Annotated in this window: 18 protein-coding genes; 10 read left to right on the top strand and 8 right to left on the bottom strand. The window is 62.9% G+C overall.

Going from position 1 to position 16,544, the window contains the following annotated elements:
• Positions 1–3: 3 nt before the first annotated feature.
• Positions 4–324, bottom strand: coding sequence for a response regulator (locus GA829_RS07930; protein ID WP_374940413.1), 321 nt, complete (start codon positions 322–324; stop codon positions 4–6).
• A 222-nt stretch (positions 325–546) separates the two neighbouring features.
• Between GA829_RS07930 and GA829_RS07935 the strand changes: the two genes are divergently transcribed.
• From GA829_RS07935 to GA829_RS07945, 3 genes are all read left to right on the top strand, one after another.
• Positions 547–1,308: a Crp/Fnr family transcriptional regulator gene (locus GA829_RS07935; protein WP_195177974.1), complete on the top strand. Its 762-nt coding sequence runs from the start codon at positions 547–549 to the stop codon at positions 1,306–1,308.
• A 134-nt stretch (positions 1,309–1,442) separates the two neighbouring features.
• The gene (locus tag GA829_RS07940; protein ID WP_195177975.1) at positions 1,443–1,769 is read left to right on the top strand and encodes an ElaB/YgaM/YqjD family protein; all 327 of its coding nucleotides are present in this window, start codon (positions 1,443–1,445) and stop codon (positions 1,767–1,769) included.
• An 11-nt stretch (positions 1,770–1,780) separates the two neighbouring features.
• Complete coding sequence (locus GA829_RS07945; RefSeq protein ID WP_195177976.1) at positions 1,781–2,242, top strand: hypothetical protein; 462 nt, start codon at positions 1,781–1,783, stop codon at positions 2,240–2,242.
• A 13-nt stretch (positions 2,243–2,255) separates the two neighbouring features.
• Here the strand turns inward: GA829_RS07945 and GA829_RS07950 are convergent, their stop codons facing one another.
• Positions 2,256–3,785 (bottom strand): sensor histidine kinase, encoded by a 1,530-nt coding sequence (locus tag GA829_RS07950; RefSeq protein ID WP_195177977.1) that lies wholly within the window; start codon positions 3,783–3,785, stop codon positions 2,256–2,258.
• A gap of 154 nt (positions 3,786–3,939) precedes the next feature.
• Between GA829_RS07950 and GA829_RS07955 the strand changes: the two genes are divergently transcribed.
• Positions 3,940–4,113 carry a hypothetical protein gene (locus GA829_RS07955; protein ID WP_195177978.1) on the top strand — a complete coding sequence of 58 codons (174 nt, stop codon included), beginning with the start codon at positions 3,940–3,942 and terminating at the stop codon, positions 4,111–4,113.
• 32 nt (positions 4,114–4,145) lie between these two features.
• Here the strand turns inward: GA829_RS07955 and GA829_RS07960 are convergent, their stop codons facing one another.
• Together GA829_RS07960 and GA829_RS07965 are read right to left on the bottom strand one after the other, a co-directional pair.
• Positions 4,146–5,066 (bottom strand): diacylglycerol/lipid kinase family protein, encoded by a 921-nt coding sequence (locus GA829_RS07960; RefSeq protein ID WP_195177979.1) that lies wholly within the window; start codon positions 5,064–5,066, stop codon positions 4,146–4,148.
• 158 nt (positions 5,067–5,224) lie between these two features.
• Complete coding sequence (locus tag GA829_RS07965) at positions 5,225–6,787, bottom strand: alkaline phosphatase family protein (protein WP_195177980.1); 1,563 nt, start codon at positions 6,785–6,787, stop codon at positions 5,225–5,227.
• 227 nt (positions 6,788–7,014) lie between these two features.
• Here GA829_RS07965 and GA829_RS07970 point away from each other — a divergent pair, with 227 nt between their 5' ends.
• From GA829_RS07970 to GA829_RS07985, 4 genes are all read left to right on the top strand, one after another.
• A complete protein-coding gene (locus GA829_RS07970; RefSeq protein WP_195177981.1) occupies positions 7,015–7,947 on the top strand; it encodes a VOC family protein in 933 nt (310 codons plus the stop codon).
• A 10-nt stretch (positions 7,948–7,957) separates the two neighbouring features.
• Positions 7,958–8,581, top strand: a complete 624-nt coding sequence (locus GA829_RS07975) for an alpha/beta hydrolase (RefSeq protein WP_195177982.1) — start codon at positions 7,958–7,960, stop codon at positions 8,579–8,581.
• A gap of 3 nt (positions 8,582–8,584) precedes the next feature.
• On the top strand, positions 8,585–8,884 hold the full coding sequence (locus tag GA829_RS07980; RefSeq protein ID WP_195177983.1) for a GNAT family N-acetyltransferase: 300 nt from the start codon (positions 8,585–8,587) through the stop codon (positions 8,882–8,884).
• A gap of 148 nt (positions 8,885–9,032) precedes the next feature.
• Positions 9,033–10,091: a dipeptidase gene (locus tag GA829_RS07985; RefSeq protein WP_195177984.1), complete on the top strand. Its 1,059-nt coding sequence runs from the start codon at positions 9,033–9,035 to the stop codon at positions 10,089–10,091.
• A gap of 10 nt (positions 10,092–10,101) precedes the next feature.
• Here GA829_RS07985 and GA829_RS07990 read toward each other — a convergent pair whose 3' ends face one another.
• Genes GA829_RS07990 through GA829_RS08005 form a run of 4 tightly spaced genes read right to left on the bottom strand, consistent with a single transcriptional unit; the run spans position 10,102 to position 14,808 of the window.
• Complete coding sequence (locus tag GA829_RS07990; RefSeq protein ID WP_195177985.1) at positions 10,102–10,353, bottom strand: hypothetical protein; 252 nt, start codon at positions 10,351–10,353, stop codon at positions 10,102–10,104.
• Between the two features lie 2 nt (positions 10,354–10,355).
• Positions 10,356–11,591, bottom strand: a complete 1,236-nt coding sequence (locus GA829_RS07995; protein ID WP_195177986.1) for an aminomethyltransferase family protein — start codon at positions 11,589–11,591, stop codon at positions 10,356–10,358.
• 45 nt (positions 11,592–11,636) lie between these two features.
• Positions 11,637–13,202, bottom strand: a complete 1,566-nt coding sequence (locus GA829_RS08000) for a phytoene desaturase family protein (protein ID WP_195177987.1) — start codon at positions 13,200–13,202, stop codon at positions 11,637–11,639.
• Positions 13,189–14,808: a phytoene desaturase family protein gene (locus GA829_RS08005; protein ID WP_195177988.1), complete on the bottom strand. Its 1,620-nt coding sequence runs from the start codon at positions 14,806–14,808 to the stop codon at positions 13,189–13,191. Before GA829_RS08005 ends, GA829_RS08000 begins: the two co-directional genes overlap by 14 nt.
• Before the next feature lie 212 nt (positions 14,809–15,020).
• Between GA829_RS08005 and GA829_RS08010 the strand changes: the two genes are divergently transcribed.
• Positions 15,021–15,821 (top strand): class I SAM-dependent methyltransferase, encoded by an 801-nt coding sequence (locus GA829_RS08010; RefSeq protein WP_195177989.1) that lies wholly within the window; start codon positions 15,021–15,023, stop codon positions 15,819–15,821.
• 27 nt (positions 15,822–15,848) lie between these two features.
• On the top strand, positions 15,849–16,535 hold the full coding sequence (gene betI, locus GA829_RS08015) for a transcriptional regulator BetI (protein ID WP_195177990.1): 687 nt from the start codon (positions 15,849–15,851) through the stop codon (positions 16,533–16,535).
• The last annotated feature ends 9 nt before the right edge of the window (positions 16,536–16,544 follow it).

The following is a 16,544-nucleotide window of genomic DNA, read 5'->3' on the forward strand; positions in this document are numbered from 1 at the left end:
GTTTCAACCGGCTGAGACCCGACCACAGGCCGACGCCACCGCTTCGACCAGGTCCTCTCCAGAATATGGCTTGGCGACCAGCCTGATGCCCGGAAAGGATGCCTTGATTTCTTCGGCGTCCGAATAACCCGAAGCGAAAACGAAAGGCAGGCCGGCGTTGCGCAGGCCGGCGGCGAAGTCGAGTGTCGAGACGCCGCCAAGCATGAGATCGACGATGGCCGCGTCAAAACGCGTGGCAATGTCTCGTTCGCCCATTTCCGTCAGATCGCGGGCGATGGTTACTTCGCGGGCACCATGGTCGCGGCAAAGCTGCTCGACATCCATGGCAATGAGAAATTCATCCTCCAGAACCAGGATACGCAGTCCGTCAAGCAATAGGGGCACGTGGCAATGACTCCTTGAAACGCGGCGAGTCATGATCGTTATTTGGCATCGTGTCATTTAAAAAAGACATGCCGCCGGCTTATGGCGGAACCGGCGTCCTTGCCATGCGTTCTTCGATCCAGGCTCTCGAAAGAGGGGCGGGCTTTCGAAGAGGGGCGAAAAATGTCGGGCCAGAACGGTCGTTCTTTCTCCACGCGTCAATATCCATGCGAGAGCTGCCCGTTGCGGCCGCTGCAGGTCTTCCGCGATTTCGAGAAGCAGGAGCTGACCTTCATAAGCAAGTTCAAGAAGGGCGAACTCGCCGTGGACAAGGGCGCCACCGTGCTGGTCGAGGGAAGCCACAGCGCACATCTGTACACGGTGCTTTCGGGCTGGGCGTTCCGCTACAAGCTTTTGCCCGATGGCCGCCGTCAGATTCTCAACTATCTCATGCCCGGCGATCTGATCGGCCTGCAAGGCAGCGTGATGGGGGAAATGCAGCATTCGGTAGAAGCGCTGTCGCCGATGCTGCTTTGTGTCTTTGAGCGCGAATATCTGCATGACCTCTATCGCAACCATCCAGGGCTGGCCTACGACATCACATGGATTGCATCGCGCGAGGAGCGCATGCTGGACGAGAACCTGCTCAGCCTTGGCCGGCGCAGCGCGATCGAGCGGGCCGCCTATCTCATCGCTTTCATCGGCAGCCGTGCCAAGGTGGTTGGGCTCAACGGCAAGCAATCCGTCCAGATCCCGATCACGCAGCAGCATCTCGCCGATACGCTCGGCCTGTCGCTGGTCCACACCAACAAGACGATCCGCAAGCTCATGGACCGCAAGCTGATCATGTGGCGCGACGGTGGTTGCGAGGTCGTTGACAATGACGAGCTCAAGCGGCTCGCCGGTTGGGAAGGGCTGAGCGAAGGCCGCAGGCCACTCATCTGATCAGGCCGGCTGGACTCATCGGCCGAAACGCCCTTTCATGAGATGGGTACGATTTTTGCCGTCTTGAGGCCGCCGCCTTGGAACCTCGGCGTTCATCGAACGTTTGAAATCAAGCAAACACAAGGAGTTAAGCAATGGCAACCGCCGCAGGAAAGACCGCGAACGAGAGCCGGATGAATTCGGACCTTGAGGCCGACATCAAGCAGTTGAAGGCAGATATCGACAAGCTGACCAAGCAGTTGGCCAAGACAGGCGAGCATGGCTACGGCACGGCCCGCCGCGCCGCGACCGAAGGCGTTGAACAGTTGCGCGCCCAGGGTGAAGCCGCCTTCGACAGCTTGCGTGGCAATGCCAAGGACATTGAAGCGCAGTTGCTGTCCAGCGTGCGTGAAAAGCCGGTGACGTCGCTGGCGATCGCCGCGGGTGTCGGCTTCCTCTTCGCGCTGCTGGCGCGGCGCTAGTACGCTCCCAGATGGGAATGCTGGCATCCCTGATCTCAGGTCTCGCCTCAGGCGAGACTGTCGCCGCGGTGCGTCGTGCGCGCACCGCGGCCATCGTCTATGCGCTCGCCACGATCGCTGCCTTGTGCGGTCTCGGCTTCCTGATCGGAGCCGGCTACATCTGGGTGGCAAGCCATCTGGGGCCGATGATGGCGGCGCTGAGCTTCGGCGCTGGCTTCCTGGTGCTCGCCGGATTGATCCTGCTGATCCACCAGATCTCGGCCGGTTCTCGGGCCAGGCGCGAGACGAGACGACGCAATGCCGATATGAAGGCGATCGGCATCACCGCCGCACTCGCCGTTCTGCCGGCGTTGCTCAAGGGAAAAGGCGGGCTAGGCGTGATTATCGGACCGGCGGTGGCGCTTGCCGCCTACGCCATCTACCGCGAGAACGTGAAACCCGGCGCCGACGACGGCGATACTGATCAAAGCTAAGGCCGTCCTGGCATCACTTCGATTGGTCTTCCAGCGGCATTGATATTTCGGCAAACACGCCTTCTGGCCGAAATTCATGGGTCACTTCGCTGGAAAGGACCTTTGCCAGGCTGCGCCGGATCAGGATCGAGCCGAAGCCGTGGCGCTCTGGCGGCGCAACCGGCGGGCCGCCGCTTTCGCGCCAGGTCAGCACCAGCCGCTGATCGCCTTTCTTGCCCAGCGTCTTCCAGTCGAGATCCACCTTGCCGGAAGCAGCCGAGAGCGATCCATACTGAAGGGCGTTGCTGGCCAATTCATGCAGGATCAGGCCAAAGCCCACGGCCTGGTCGGGAGACAGCAACAGGTCGGCGCCGGAGACGGTGATGCGCGGCTGTTCGGTGTCGAAGGGCTTCACTTCGATCTGGACCAGCTCGCGTATGCCGATCCCGCGCCATTCCCGATCGGACAACAGGTTGTGGGCAATGCCCAGTGCCTGCAGCCTTGCGCCGAAGGCTTCAAGGAACTCGCTTGGTTGACGGGCGTGGCGCACGGTCTGCGTTGCCAGTGCCTGCACGGTTGCCAGCGTGTTCTTGACCCTATGGTTTAGCTCTCGGAGAAGCAGCCGCTGCCGTTCATCGCCGAGCTTGCGTTCGCTGATATCGTAGTTGACGCCGAAGATCAGCGTCGGCTTGCCGTCGCCGTCGCGTTCGATGACCCTGCCTCGGGTGGCGATCCAGCGCGGCGGATGGAAACCCTTGACCCGATACTCGCCGAAATAGTCGTCGCTGCCGGTCAGCGCGTCGCGAAAACGCGTCTCGGTATGATAGACGTCCCGGGGATCGATGGCGCTCAGGATGTCGCGCGCCCGCAGGCGGTTCGAGCGCGGCAGGTTGAACAGCTCCGTCAGCAGGACATCGCATTCGATGATGTCGGTGCGGATGTCCCAGGCCCAGCTGGCCAGCGCCGCCGCGTCGAGTGCGATGGCGCGCCGCTTTTCCTCGCGCACAAGGGCTGCCGCGCTGATGGCGCCGCTGCGGTTGGCATCCTTCAGGGCAAACAGGCTGGCGGCGAGGCTCGCCAGTGCTTTGAGCTGGTCAAGCGTGGCGGAGGATGGGAAGGCATGCGGCTCGCGGTCGAGCACGCAGAGCGTACCGATCCGGGCGCCGGCCACCACCATCGGAGCGCCGGCGTAGAAGCGTACATGATGCTTGCCGGTCACCAGCGGATTGCCTGAAAACCGTGGATCGATGGTTGCATCGGCAACTACCATCGGTTCGTCGCCGGCGGCAATAGCATGCGCGCAGAAGGAAATGTCGGTCGCGGTTTCGGTTTCGTCCAGGCCGACACAGGACTTGAACCACTGCCGGTCGAGGTCGACAAGCGTGACCAGGGCGATCGGCACCTGCATGATGGTGGCGGCAAGATTGCTGATGCGGTCGAAGTCCGGGTCGGCGGCCGTGTCCAGCATTTCCAGCCCGTGCAGAACGGCAAGCCGTTCCTCGGCCTTCACGGCGCGCGCAACCTTGGCCGGCAGCCCCGGCGCTCTATCTGCCTTGTTATTCACCAGGTCCCCAAAGCCCCGTCCCGTGGTCTTTCGCTTTTGCCTTGCCGACTTGCGGCCTCAAGTCGTTCGCCCGGAACCATCGTAGCAAGGAACCGTTACCCGACTGTGTGTTGGCGGGTGCACCAGCCAAAACGACGCAGTGTGAGGGCCGACCATGACCAAGTTCGTTCCCGAGGACAAAGCTCACCAGGGAGGCTGGGGCCGGCATGGATTGCGCATTCTGATCGCCACGTTGCTGTTCGCGTTCGTTGCCTGGGGCGTCGCGGAAATCTTCGGCGAAATGATCAGGACGAATACGGCCGAGCAAGGCAAGGTACCCGGCAGCTAGGCTATTGTCGGTTTTCGTCGCCCCGGATTGCATCAGGCAGCCTTTGCTTGAGCAACGCGCGTCGGCACCAGCACATTCAGTGCACCCGGCTGGATTTCGATCGTGGTTTCGCGGTCAAGCTTGACCAGCTCGCCATCCACGACGGCGCGGAATCCGCGGCTCGCAGAATGGATTTTCAGCACCGTTTTGTTGGCCTGGTGAATCTCGACATGCTCGTTGTCGCGCCATTTGCCGCGCGCCACGTTGAAGATAAATTTGATCAGGTGCGCGCGCTCCTGTGCCACCGTGACATAGACGCCGAGGACCCCACCCGATGGATTGTCCGCATAGGGGAGGTGGCCTTCGCCGAACAGGTTGTTGGTCACGCCAATGCCCGATATGCGCGCCGCCATCTCTGCCTCGCCAATGCTGAGCGTCACATTCATCGCCGGCGGGTTGTTTATGGTTGCCCAGGCTGCTCTTGCCGAAGCACGGATTTTCCCCAGGCGCGAGCCAAATTCCATCTTCTGGCGCAGCTGCACCATGCGGGCATGCATGCCAATGGAAAATTGATGGACGAATGGTGTGCCGTTGGCGGTGGCAATATCGACAGGAATGATCTCGCCATCGGCAAAGGATTGCAGTGCTGTGTCGAGGGTCTGCGGGATGCCGAGGCCGCGTGCGAAGAGGTTCATCGTGCCGGCTGGCAGAATGGCCAGCGCTTTTTTCTTGCCCATCAGCCGGGCCGCCGCAGCCGAAATGGTGCCGTCGCCGCCACCAGCGAGAACGACATCGATACCGCGCCGCGCCGCGACACGGTCAAGCGCCTCCACCACGTCCCTGCCGTCGACGATGTCAATGTCGAGAGTGTGGCCTGCGGTCTCCAAAGTCTGACGCATACGGTCGGAGAAGGCGGCGAGGTCGGTGGTGCGCAAGGTGCCGCCGTCCCGGTTCAGCACCGCAGCAAATTTCATGCCCCGCTCCGTTTTGTCAGCCACCATTGGGCGAGGATTTTACCCAGCCGTTGGCTGAAACGAGCGGAAGCCGGAAAGGTTCCGGCAGATCGATGATTTTCGAGCAAACGGTGCCCGGCGCCGCTGCGACGAATTCATCCTAATCCGCTATGGGCTTTTTATGTCAGGCGAGGCGGCAGTCCGGCGGCATGGCCGGCAACGCCATGTTCTGTCAGTTCGGCCAGCGCCAGCGACTGGTCGAGATGTTCGGCCCGCCAAGCGAGCAACTTTTCGGCGAACTCCAGCCGGACCGGCAGTAAGGCCGGGTCGGCGGCAAGATTGTCCAGCTCGCCCGGGTCGCTCTCCAGGTCGAAAAGCAGCGGCGGCAGCCCGCCACCGAAATGCACGTATTTGTATTTCCCGGTGCGGATGACGGCGAGATTGCACTGGCGCGAGGCGATACCGAAATGGCGTTCGGCCTCGCCCTCGGCGATCGAGCGGAAATCGAATTCCCAATGCGCCGCGTCACGCCAGCCTTCAGGCTTGTCGCCTGCCAGGAAGGGCTTCAGCGAACGCCCATCGAGATGCCGCGATGGTTCCTCGCCAAGCAAGTCTAGAACTGTCGGCAGAATGTCCACGGCTTCGGTGAAACGATCGACGCTGACGCCGGCCGTCTTGCCGTGGCGCGGGTCGCGGACAATCAGCGGAATATGATAGCTGCCGTCGAAGTAGCCGCCTTTGCCGAGCATGAAGTGGTCACCCATCATCTCGGCATGGTCGGAGGTCAGCACGATGACGGTATCGTCCCATGCCTCAGCTGCCTTCAGTGCTTGCCAGATGCGGCCAAGCTGGGCGTCTGTCTCGGAGATCATGCCGTAGTAGATCGCGCGGACGCGGCGGAAGTCGCCTTCACTCCAGTCGTGAACATTGCCGGCGGCATCCGGGCGGAACTTGCCCTGCTTTTGCCGGCCAAGATCATAAGCGAGGTAGGGATGGCTCCGCGCCTCGGCCTGCCAGCTTTCCGCCCGTTTGAAAGCAGGTCCGTCCGCAGGATCATAAAGTGTGTTGTAGGGTTCCGGCACAATGAAGGGCGGGTGCGGACTGATGAAGGAGAGATGCGCGAACCATGGTGCGCCATGCTGCTGCTCACCCAGCCAGCGGATGAATTCGCCCGCCAGGAACGCTGTCGGGGTCTCGTCCTTCGAATAGACGGGCGAGGCGTTGCTGACGGCGCCGTCGGCTCGAGCGCCGGCCGGGCGATGGATGTCTGGAAAACCGGCGCCGGCATCGACACCGCGCAGCTTCAGCCAGGAGAGCCATTGTTTCTGGTGCTCCGGCAGAAGCTGGCGCGGGCTGAAGCCCGGCAGCACGCCTTCATAGCTTTGCAGACGTGGATCGCCTGGCGCCAGCACGCGTGGGTCGAGCGATACGTCGGTGTAACCGAACAGCGTCGGATCGTAGCCGAGGCTTCGCGCCGAGAGCGCGATATTGCCATGGCGGGCGTCGAGCGGCGTGCCGTTGCGGCAAACCCGGTTGTTCATCTGGTAAAGGCCGGTGTAGAGGCAGGCGCGGGCCGGAGAGCAAGGTGCCGCGCCGCCAAAGTGCCTTTTGAACAGCACGCCCTCGGCTGCCAGCGCATCGGCGTTCGGGGTCTTGACCACGGGGTGTCCGGCAGCCGACAGGCAGTCGCCGCGCCACTGGTCGCAGGTGATCAGAAGAACGTTCGGGCGTCTGCCGTTCATGGCCAATCGCGTATCCTCGCCGGGTTGGGAAACGCTGCTCATGGAACCGAATTTTGGCGGCGGCGCAAGCCCGGTCTCTTTGTCAAATGGTGAACAAATTCTCTCTCATTGTTCACTATTATCGCACAGTCCATTCTGTGTTTGCCGCCTTTGCCTTGAACGGGCGTATCCTCATATTGGCGTGGACAGCGGCGAGGGCCGCACCGAACATAGGAAGGAGCAAGAACATGCTCGACCAGATCAAGGGACTGCACCACGTCACGTCGATGGCGAGGGATGCGCGCCAGAGCAATGACTTCTTCACCAGGAAGCTTGGCCAGCGCCGGGTCAAGAAAACCGTCAATTTCGACGCGCCCGATGTCTATCATCTCTACTATGGCGACGAGGCCGGCGCGCCCGGTTCGGTGATGACCTATTTTCCGTTTCCCAACATCCGCAAGGGCCGCCATGGCGTCGGCGAAGTTGGCACCACGGTCTATTCGGTGCCGGAAGGCACGCTCGCCTATTGGGAAAAGCGGTTCGCCGATGAGGGTGTCACCGGTGTCTCGCGCGACGAGACATTTGGCGAGAAGCGTCTGGCCTTCGCCGGTCCCGACGGCGATGGCTTCGCTCTTGTCGAGAGCAAGGCCGACAGCCGTGCGCCCTGGGCAAAGGGCGGCATTCCCGCCGACGAGGCGATCCGTGGTTTTCATTCGGTATCGCTGCGGTTGAAGGATGGCGGCGCCACGGAGGAGTTGCTGAAGTTCATGGGCTATGAGCAGGTCGAGACGTCAGGCAATGTCACGCGGCTTGCGGTGAAAAACGGCAATGGCGCCAATGTCATCGACATCGAATCGCTGCCGGGTGCTGCCTTTGCCGATCTCGGCGCCGGCTCCGTCCACCATGTCGCCTTCGCCGTCGAGAACCGCGCCAAGCAGCTCGAAGTGCGCAAGGCGTTGATGGACACGGGCTATCAGGTGACACCGGTGATCGACCGCGACTACTTCTGGGCGATCTATTTCCGCACGCCCGGCGGCGTGCTGTTCGAGGTCGCCACCAACGAGCCGGGTTTCGACCGCGATGAAGATACCGCCCATCTTGGCGAGGCGCTGAAACTGCCCGCGCAACATCAGCATCTCAGGCCCTATCTCGAAGAACATCTGCAGAAGCTGGAAGGCTGAGGATCAGGTCATGAGCAAGGATAGTTATATCAACAAGGTTCTGCCCGGTTCGCCTGATAGCCCGCTGCTGTTCGTCTTCCATGGCACCGGCGCCGATGAGAGCCAGCTGCTGTCGCTCGGGCGCGATCTTGCGCCCGGAGCAACGATCGTTTCGCCGCGCGGCGATGTCTCCGAACATGGCGCCGCGCGCTTCTTCCGCCGCACCGGCGAGGGCGTCTACGACATGGACGATCTCGCGCGGGCGACTGAAAAAATGGCCGATTTCGTCAAGGCACATGTCGAGGCGGCGAAGCCCTCGGCGGTGTTTGGCCTCGGCTATTCCAACGGTGCCAACATCCTGGCCTCGGTGGTGTTTGCCGCTCCTGCGCTGTTCGACGCAACGGTGATGATGCATCCGCTGATCCCGTTCGAACCGGATGTGAAAGGCAGTCTTGCGGGCCGGCGTATCCTTTTGACCGCCGGCAAGCGCGACCCGATCTGTCCGCCAAACCTGACCACGCGGCTGGAAGCCTATTTGCGTGCCGACGGTGCCGATGTCACAGTGGAATGGCACGAAGGCGGGCACGAAGTGCGGCCGAACGAAATCGAGGCGGCGCGGCGCTTTCTCGCCAGCCCGCAAGCGAAGGGAGCCTGAGTGATGCCTGACCAATTGCCGGAGATCGATCTGGAGGATCGCGGTTCCAAGGGCCGCTATGTCCTGCGCGGGCCTGATGGCGCCGAGGCCGAGATGACCTTTACCAAGATCGGTGAACACCAGATCATCATCGATCATACCGAAGTGCCTGACGCGTTTCGCGGGCAGGGTGCGGGGCTCCGCCTCGTCACCCGCGCCGTCGAGGACGCACGGGCGGCGGGCAAGAAGATCATCCCGCTCTGCCCGTTCGCCAATGCGCAATTCCGCCGCCACCAGGAATGGGCCGACGTCTTGAAGCACTAGGCTCCTGCCGATGGCAGGAAAAGTGTCGGCGAAAGGGCCAGTCACAATGGCAAGGTGGCTCTGGCATTTGCACAGGCCGCCCATCTTGCCTAAGTAGACATGATATATCGCGGGCGCCCGCCGACCAATCAAAGTGAATGATCCCCTGATGACCGATACCGACCTCATTCCCGTCTTCGACGGCCACAATGACACGCTGCTCAGGCTCTACCAGGCGAAAGACGCCGACGTTGAAAAGCTGTTCATCGAGGGAAAGTCGGGCGGCCATTTAGACCTGCCGCGCGCCAAGGCCGGCGGGTTCGTCGGCGGCATGTTCGCGATCTTCCCGCCACCGGTCGAGAAGGCCAAGCGCGGCGCGGTGCCCTTGGCTCCGAGCGACAGCGAACCCCTGCCGCCCGAGGTGCCGCGCGGCGATGCGCTGACATCGACCATCGCGATGGCCTCCATCCTGTTCAGGCTAGAACGGGCTGGGGCACTCACCGTGTGCCGCACCGCCGGCGATGTGCGGGCCGCCATGGCGAAAGACTCCATCGCGGCGGTGTTCCACATCGAAGGGGTCGAGGCGATCGATCCTGAACTCACCATGCTCGACGTGCTGCATGCCGCCGGCCTGCGCTCGCTCGGCATTGTCTGGAGCCGGCCCAATGCCTTCGGGCATGGCGTGCCGTTCCGCTTTCCGTCATCGCCCGACACCGGTCCCGGCCTGACCGACGCCGGCAAGGCGCTGGTCAAGGCCTGCAACCAGTTGAAGATCATGATCGACCTCTCGCATCTCAACGAGAAGGGCTTTCGCGATGTCGCCGCGATCAGCGACGCGCCGCTGGTGGCGACCCATTCCAACGTGCATGCGATCTGCGGCCATTCCCGCAATCTCACCGACTGGCAGCTCGGCGCCATCCGCGAAAGCGGTGGCATGGTCGGGCTCAACTTCGCCACGGGGTTCCTGCGCGAAGACGGCAGGATGAACAGCAACACCGACCTCGACATCATGGTGCGCCATGTCGATTCCCTGCTGCAGGCATTGGGTGAAGACGGTGTTGGCCTCGGCTCCGATTTCGACGGCGCCATGATCCCCGCCGTGATCGGTGACGTCGCGGGCCTGCCCAAATTGCTTGATGCACTGGCCGCACGCGGTTTCGGCCGCGCGCTGATCGAGAAGATCGCCTATCGCAACTGGCTAGGCATGCTGGAAAAAACCATAGGGTAGCGCTCCGGCACTATTTGAAACCCATACGCTTCAGCCAGTCCTTGCCGGCGCCGCGATCACTGACGATCGGCAGCGGGTTTTCCGAATCGAGCCGCGCGCAGATGCGGTAGACCTCAAGCGTTTCGGCTGTCATCTCGCCGCGCTTGTAGAAGAACATGGCGGCGGCATAGCGCGTGCGGCCCGACCACTTTTCGCCGAGCGGCGTGTTGACCAGCTCCCACTGTTCGGCGGCCTCCGCCTCATCGTCCTGCTCGTCGGACATGGTCAGAAATCCGCGGGCGGATTGGCGGTGCGCCGGTCGAGCTTGATGAAGGGCCTTGGCACCACCTTGGCCCGCTTCATCAGCTTTTGATATTGCAGTTCGCGCATGGCGTAGATCTCGACCCAGAGGTCCTCGACCATCGTATCACCGAAAGGCCGCGCCAGCGAGGCAATCGCGATGTTGCGCTTGGCCATGGGCGACCACATGGCGGCGCTGACCAGCCCGACTTCCTGGCTTTTCTTGTAGTAGACGATGGCGTGCTCGGCCGGAATGTTGCCCTCGATCTCCAGCCCGACCAGCACATGGCGCAGCTTGCGTCTGGCGCGCGCCTCGAGGATGGCGCGGCGGCCGTTGTAGTGACCCTTGTCGAGATCGATCATGAAGCCGAGGCCGATTTCATCGGGCGTGCGAAAGCGGTCGGCGCGGATGGCATGTTCCGATGTCGTGAAGTCGGCATTGGCAACGATCAGTCCGGCTTCGAGCCGGGCACGGTTGAGTGCGGTGTAACCGATGGCGCGGATGCCGCGCAATTCGCCAGCCGTCATCAGCCGGTCCCAGAGGCTCAGCGCCTTGTCCGCCGCAACGAAGAGCTCGTAGCCGAGATCGCCGGTGAAGCCGGTGCGCGAAATGGTGACCGCGCCGCCGTCATGATCGAATTCGGCGAGGTCGAATATTTTCAGCTTTTCGACGCCCGCGAAACCGGCATCGCGCAGCACGGCGAAGGATGTCGGTCCCTGCAAGGCAAGGCCTGCGACGGCCTGCGTCTCTTCCTCGACCGTGACATCGAAACCAGCCGCGCTGTCGAGCAGCCAGGGCAGGTGGCGTTCCTGCGAGCACAGCCGGAACCGTGTCGGCGACAGGCGGAACAAGGTGCCGTCGTCAAGGACGAAGCCCTCATCGTCGCACCAGGCGGTGTAGTGGACGCGGCCGGGCTTGAGCTTGGCGACGTCGCGCAAGGTGACGCGGTTGAGCAAGGCTTCGGCGTCCGGTCCCTCGATGCGGTATTTCGTCATCGGCGAGATGTCGAACAGGGCCGCCTGGCTGCGGATGGCGAAATACTCGAGCTCTTCGTCCCACAGCGAATGCGGGGCGCGGTAGCCGGCCCAGTTGTACCAGTCCTGCGTCCTGGCCAGTGCGTCGATTCGTGGCTGGAACGGCGTGCCGAGCCGCAAGGTGCGGAAGTGAGATTGCGCCGCGATGCGGGCCTCTGATGACTTGATAGTGGGTTGATGGGTCATGACGGCGATCCATGGAGTGCGGCGTTGGCTGGCTGAAACATCCCGTTACCCCTTCATCGCGATGATGCGCCTTGCGGCGTTCAAGCCCGCCGCGCCCGAAACACCGCCACCCGGATGCGAGCCGGCACCGGCCAGGAACAGCCCATCCAGCGGCGTGTCGTAACCGGACCAACCCGATACCGGCCGCGACATCAGCATCTGGTCGGCCTGCAACTCGCCGTGATGCCAGTGGCCGCCGGGCATTCGGTAGCGGGCTTCGATGTCCGCCGGGGTCAGAAGCTCGCTGTGAAGCACCGTCTTGCCGATGCCTGGCGCATAGGCCTCAAGCTGCGCCATGATCGCTGCAAGAAATTTGGGCTTGCCGGCTGTCCAGCCCTCTTTCAGGGCATAGGGCGCGTATTGCACGATCGCCGACAGCACGCAGGCGCCGCTTGGCGCGAGCGATGGATCGGCAAGGCTGGGCAGGGTGATCTCCATCACCGGCTCGGCGGAGAATTCGCCATATTTGCAAGGGTTGAAGGCGCGTTCGACATGGTCGGGTGAGGGCGCGATGACGAGACGGCCCTTGTGGCCGGCGGCATCGACGCCGGAGAATTGCGGCGGCCGGTCGAGCGCTAGATGCAGCTTGGCGGCATCGCCCTTCATGCGGATGTTCTTCACCTTGCGCGCGAAGCCGGTGTCGATTTCGCGCGGTCCGACGAGGTCGAGGAATGTGGTTGCCGGATTGATGGCGGAGATGATCGTCCTGGCGCGCAACACCTCGCCATTGTCGAGCGCGACGCCAACGGCACGGCCTTTCTCGACGATGATCCTGGCTACCGGCGTTCCCGTCCGAATGGCGACGCCGGCTTCTTCCGCGGCGGCGCGGATGGCAGTGACCACAGCACCCATGCCACCCCTTGGCAGCATCTGGGCGCCGGATGCGCCGCCCGTCTCTCCGGCGAGCCGATAGTAGAGGCCGAGCAACGACGTCGGCGAGCGTGGGCCGAGATGGCTGCCGAGCGTGGCGTCGAAGGCAAGCAATCCCTTGAGGCGATCATCGGCAAGCTGCTCGTCGAGCAGATCGGCGACGTTCATCAGAAGCACGCGCAGGAAGTCGCGCATGTCCTCCTTGCCGAGCTTCTTCAGCGCCAGCGCGGTCTGGCCGAGCGCGGCTGTCTCAAGCAACGACATGCCGCCGAGATCGGGTGGCCGACGCGCCAGGAACGGCTTCAATATGCCGGCATAGCGCAGCAGTTGCGCGCGCAGTTCCTTCCAGGCGGATTGCTCCGAGGGGTTGGCGCCGGTCAGCACCTCGCCATAGGCGCCATGCAGAACAAGCGCGGGGCCGTCCTTCGACAGCGCCACGGATGGCGCGAAGTCGTTGCGTGCGAATTGCAGCCCATGTTTTTCCAGCTCCAGCGTCTTCACCACGTCAGGGTGCAGCCGGTTCAGCACATGGGCGATGGACGAGACGCGAAAGCCCGGCGCGAAGTCCTCGGTGCGCGCCGCGCCGCCGACGTCGCCGGCGGCTTCCAGCACCAGCACCTGGCGGCCGGCTTTCGCCAGCGTGGCGGCGGCGACAAGGCCGTTATGGCCACCGCCGATGACGATGCTGTCAAATGACGTCATGGGCGGGGCTCATATGCGAGGTGGACTTGGCGAGGTCGCGCAGGATCTCGGCGGCGGCATTGCGGCCGGGTGCGCCCATGACGCCGCCGCCTGGATGGGTCGAGGAGCCACACATATAAAGGCCTCCGACCGGCGAGCGGTATTGTGCGTAGCCAGGCACCGGGCGGTTGAACAGCAGCTGGTCGAAAGTCAGTTCGCCCTGGAAGATATTGCCTTCGGTGAGGCCGACCTCGGCCTCGATCTCGCGCGGCGTGCGCACCTCCATGTGGACGATGCGGTCGCGGAAGCCGGGCGAATATTCGGCGATCTGAGCGATCACGCTTTCGGCGAAACCATCGCGGTCCGCGTCTGTCCATTCGCGCCCGGCGATCTTCGGCGGTGCGTATTGCACGAAGCAGCTCATGAAGTGTTTTCCCGGCGGCACCATGGTCGGATCGAGCGTCGTCGGAATGACCATGTCGAGGAAGGGATCGGCCGACCAGCGCCCAGCCTTCCAGTCGTCATAGGCGCGCTCCATGCGCTCCATGGAATCGGTGAAGTGCATATCGCCGCGATAGACTGGTGAATCCTTCGGCAGCGCGGGAAATTCCGGCAGCGAATCCAGCGCGATGTTGACCTTGCCGGAAGAGCCGCGAATCTTGAAGTTCTTGACCCGGCGCAGGAAGATGTCGGGGAGTTCCTTTTCCTCGACCAGCTTCAGGAAGGTGCGCTTCACGTCGGCGTTGGAAACAACCAGCTTGCCGTGGATTTCCTCGCCACCGGCCAGAACGACGCCTTTGGCCTTGCCTCTGTTGACCAGCACGTGATCAACCTCGGCGCCGGTGCGGATGGTTCCGCCGGAGGCCTGGAAGCTCGCGGCAAGCGCCTTGGTGACGGCGCCCATGCCGCCGCGCGCATAACCCCAGGCGCCGACCGAGCCGTCAACCTCGCCCATATAGTGATGCAACAGGACATAGGCAGTGCCGGGCGACATCGGGCCGAGCGCGGTGCCGATGATGCCGGACAGCGCGAAATTCGCCTTGATGACATCGGTCTCGAAATATTCGTCGAGGAAGTCCGAGATCGACATCGTCCAGAAGCGCAGCGTCAGCGCCATTTCTTCGGCCGACAGGCCGGCGAATTTCTTGCCGAGATAGAGCAGTTCACCGATGTCGCGCGGCCGCAGACTGGTCGGGTCTGGAGCGGTGCGCATCAAAAGCGGCTGGATGAAGCGGCACTGACGGGTCACGTCACGGGCATAGCGGTCATAGGCCTCCGCATCGCGCTTCGAGAATCTAGCGAATTCGCGCCGGTGCGCGTCGTGGTCTCGGTAGTTGGCGAGGTAATCGCCATCGCGGGTAAACACCGCGCCGCCCTCGTAGGAGATCACTTGCAGGCCGAAGCGCGGCAGTTCCAGGTCACGCATGATCTCGGGCCGGAACAGCGAGCAGACATAGGAGCAGTTGGAGTACAGGAAGCCCGGCGTCAGCTCGCGGCTGGTGGCGGCGCCGCCAACCCAGCCGTTCTTCTCGACGACCAGCACGTCGAGCCCGGCGCGCTGCAGATAGCAGGCATTGACCAGCCCGTTATGTCCGCCGCCGATGATGATCGCATCCCAAGCTTTCATTTTGGCCCGTTCTTCATTCTGACCGACTGTTCATTTTTGCGTGATCCGCCCCCGAATGCGCGGAATTTGGCACGGCTTCAGCCATTCTGTCTAGTCGTATTGAATGAATGTTCAACAAATGGTGTTGCGTTTTCTGATGCATGCGCTACGCTTTGCGGGCAAGCGAAACTGCGCAAATCCGTGATTGAGACTGGGATTTGGGACTGGGTCCGATGATCGAAACGGCAGATGCCGAGCCGGAGTATGATGACACCGCCATCCGCTTCCTCGAAGCGCTGTGGGGCGATGGCTACCTGTCGCCAGGTGGGCCTGACGAAGTCGACCGGGTTGTCGAAGGGCTTTCGCTAAGCGGCAAGACGATCCTCGATATCGGCTGCGGTTCCGGCGGCATAACGCTGCATCTGGTCGAACGCCATCACGCGGCGCATGCCACGGGTTTCGATGTCGAACATCCGGTGATCGAGACGGCCAGACGGCGTGCCACTGCCCGCGGGCTGACGGACCGCGCGCGCTTCGTGCAGGCGGCGCCAGGACCGCTGCCTTTCGCCGATTGTTCCTTCGATGTCGTCTTCTCCAAGGATGCGCTGCTGCATGTGCCTGACAAGGACGCCTTGTTCGCGGAGATATTTCGCGTGCTGAAGCCGGGCGGGACCTTCGCTGCTTCGAACTGGATGATTTCACATGACGGTGAACCATCGCCCGAGATGAAAGCCTATGTCGTTGCGGAAGGCCTGTCCTTCGCCATGGCCTCGCCGGCGCGTTACGCACAGGCGATGCGCCAGGCCGGCTTCGCCGATGTCACTGCGAGGGACCGCAATCCCTGGTATCGCGAGGTGGCCAGGGGTGAGCTGGAACGGCTTAGAGGGCCGCTCTATCCTACCGTCGCTGCCGCCGTCGGGGCTGCCTATGTCGACAAGAACATACGAACCTGGGAAGCCATGCAGAAGGTGCTTGACAGTGGCGAGCACCGTCCCACTCATCTTCGCGGGCGAAAACCGAATGGGGTCGGTTAGCCAGCGATGTGGAGCATGATCGCACCGATGAAAGTTGCAGCACGCGAAGAGCAATCGCTCGAGAGAAGCAGTGAACCCGAGAAACGCGGACGCAAGGCTTCGAAGGAAGTCAGGCAGCTTCAGCTGATCGAAGCGACGATCGATTCGCTGGCGAAGCGCGGTTATTCCGAGACGACGATGGCCGATGTCGCCGATGGCGCCGGCCTGTCGCGCGGCATCGTCAATTTCCATTTCGAGAGCAAGGAAAAGCTGCTCGTCGCGACCCTGCAATACATGGCGGACGAATATGCCGCGCATTGGCGCACGGCCCTGACCCGTGCCGGCGAGGATCCAGCCCGCCAGATGCAGGTCCTGGTGGCCGCCGATTTCGACCGCTCGATCTGCAACAAGCGCAAGCTGGCCGCCTGGTGCGCCTTCTGGGGCGAGGCCAAGTCGCGGCCGACCTACCAGGCGCTGTGCGGGGCGCGCGACGCGGCCTATCAGCGGAAATTCATCGAGCTTTGCGCGACGCTGAAAGAGAGCGGCGGCTACGCCTATGATCCGCAAGTCATCGCGCTGTCGCTCAGCGCCATGCTGGAAGGATTGTGGTTGCGGCTGATGATGGGCACGGAAGACGTCACCCGCGAAACCGCGCTGCAGGCGGCATACGAGTTCCTGTCGGCGGTATTCCCGAAGCACTATCCGGGGAAGGCCGGCGACGCGGCGAAATTATAAGAAAACCAG

It is taken from the genome of Mesorhizobium sp. INR15, from assembly GCF_015500075.1.
GTDB lineage: Bacteria > Pseudomonadota > Alphaproteobacteria > Rhizobiales > Rhizobiaceae > Mesorhizobium.

Excerpts from the sequence above, each read along its gene's own strand:
- GA829_RS07930 (WP_374940413.1), bottom strand. The coding sequence starts at position 324 with ATGGATGTCGAGCAGCTTTGCCGCGACCATGGTGCCCGCGAAGTAACC.
- GA829_RS07935 (WP_195177974.1), top strand. The coding sequence starts at position 547 with ATGTCGGGCCAGAACGGTCGTTCTTTCTCCACGCGTCAATATCCATGC.
- GA829_RS07940 (WP_195177975.1), top strand. The coding sequence starts at position 1,443 with ATGGCAACCGCCGCAGGAAAGACCGCGAACGAGAGCCGGATGAATTCG.
- GA829_RS07945 (WP_195177976.1), top strand. The coding sequence starts at position 1,781 with ATGGGAATGCTGGCATCCCTGATCTCAGGTCTCGCCTCAGGCGAGACT.
- GA829_RS07955 (WP_195177978.1), top strand. The coding sequence starts at position 3,940 with ATGACCAAGTTCGTTCCCGAGGACAAAGCTCACCAGGGAGGCTGGGGC.
- GA829_RS07960 (WP_195177979.1), bottom strand. The coding sequence starts at position 5,066 with ATGAAATTTGCTGCGGTGCTGAACCGGGACGGCGGCACCTTGCGCACC.
- GA829_RS07965 (WP_195177980.1), bottom strand. The coding sequence starts at position 6,787 with ATGAACGGCAGACGCCCGAACGTTCTTCTGATCACCTGCGACCAGTGG.
- GA829_RS07970 (WP_195177981.1), top strand. The coding sequence starts at position 7,015 with ATGCTCGACCAGATCAAGGGACTGCACCACGTCACGTCGATGGCGAGG.
- GA829_RS07975 (WP_195177982.1), top strand. The coding sequence starts at position 7,958 with ATGAGCAAGGATAGTTATATCAACAAGGTTCTGCCCGGTTCGCCTGAT.
- GA829_RS07980 (WP_195177983.1), top strand. The coding sequence starts at position 8,585 with ATGCCTGACCAATTGCCGGAGATCGATCTGGAGGATCGCGGTTCCAAG.
- GA829_RS07985 (WP_195177984.1), top strand. The coding sequence starts at position 9,033 with ATGACCGATACCGACCTCATTCCCGTCTTCGACGGCCACAATGACACG.
- GA829_RS07990 (WP_195177985.1), bottom strand. The coding sequence starts at position 10,353 with ATGTCCGACGAGCAGGACGATGAGGCGGAGGCCGCCGAACAGTGGGAG.
- GA829_RS07995 (WP_195177986.1), bottom strand. The coding sequence starts at position 11,591 with ATGACCCATCAACCCACTATCAAGTCATCAGAGGCCCGCATCGCGGCG.
- GA829_RS08000 (WP_195177987.1), bottom strand. The coding sequence starts at position 13,202 with ATGACGTCATTTGACAGCATCGTCATCGGCGGTGGCCATAACGGCCTT.
- GA829_RS08005 (WP_195177988.1), bottom strand. The coding sequence starts at position 14,808 with ATGAAAGCTTGGGATGCGATCATCATCGGCGGCGGACATAACGGGCTG.
- GA829_RS08010 (WP_195177989.1), top strand. The coding sequence starts at position 15,021 with ATGATCGAAACGGCAGATGCCGAGCCGGAGTATGATGACACCGCCATC.
- betI (WP_195177990.1), top strand. The coding sequence starts at position 15,849 with ATGAAAGTTGCAGCACGCGAAGAGCAATCGCTCGAGAGAAGCAGTGAA.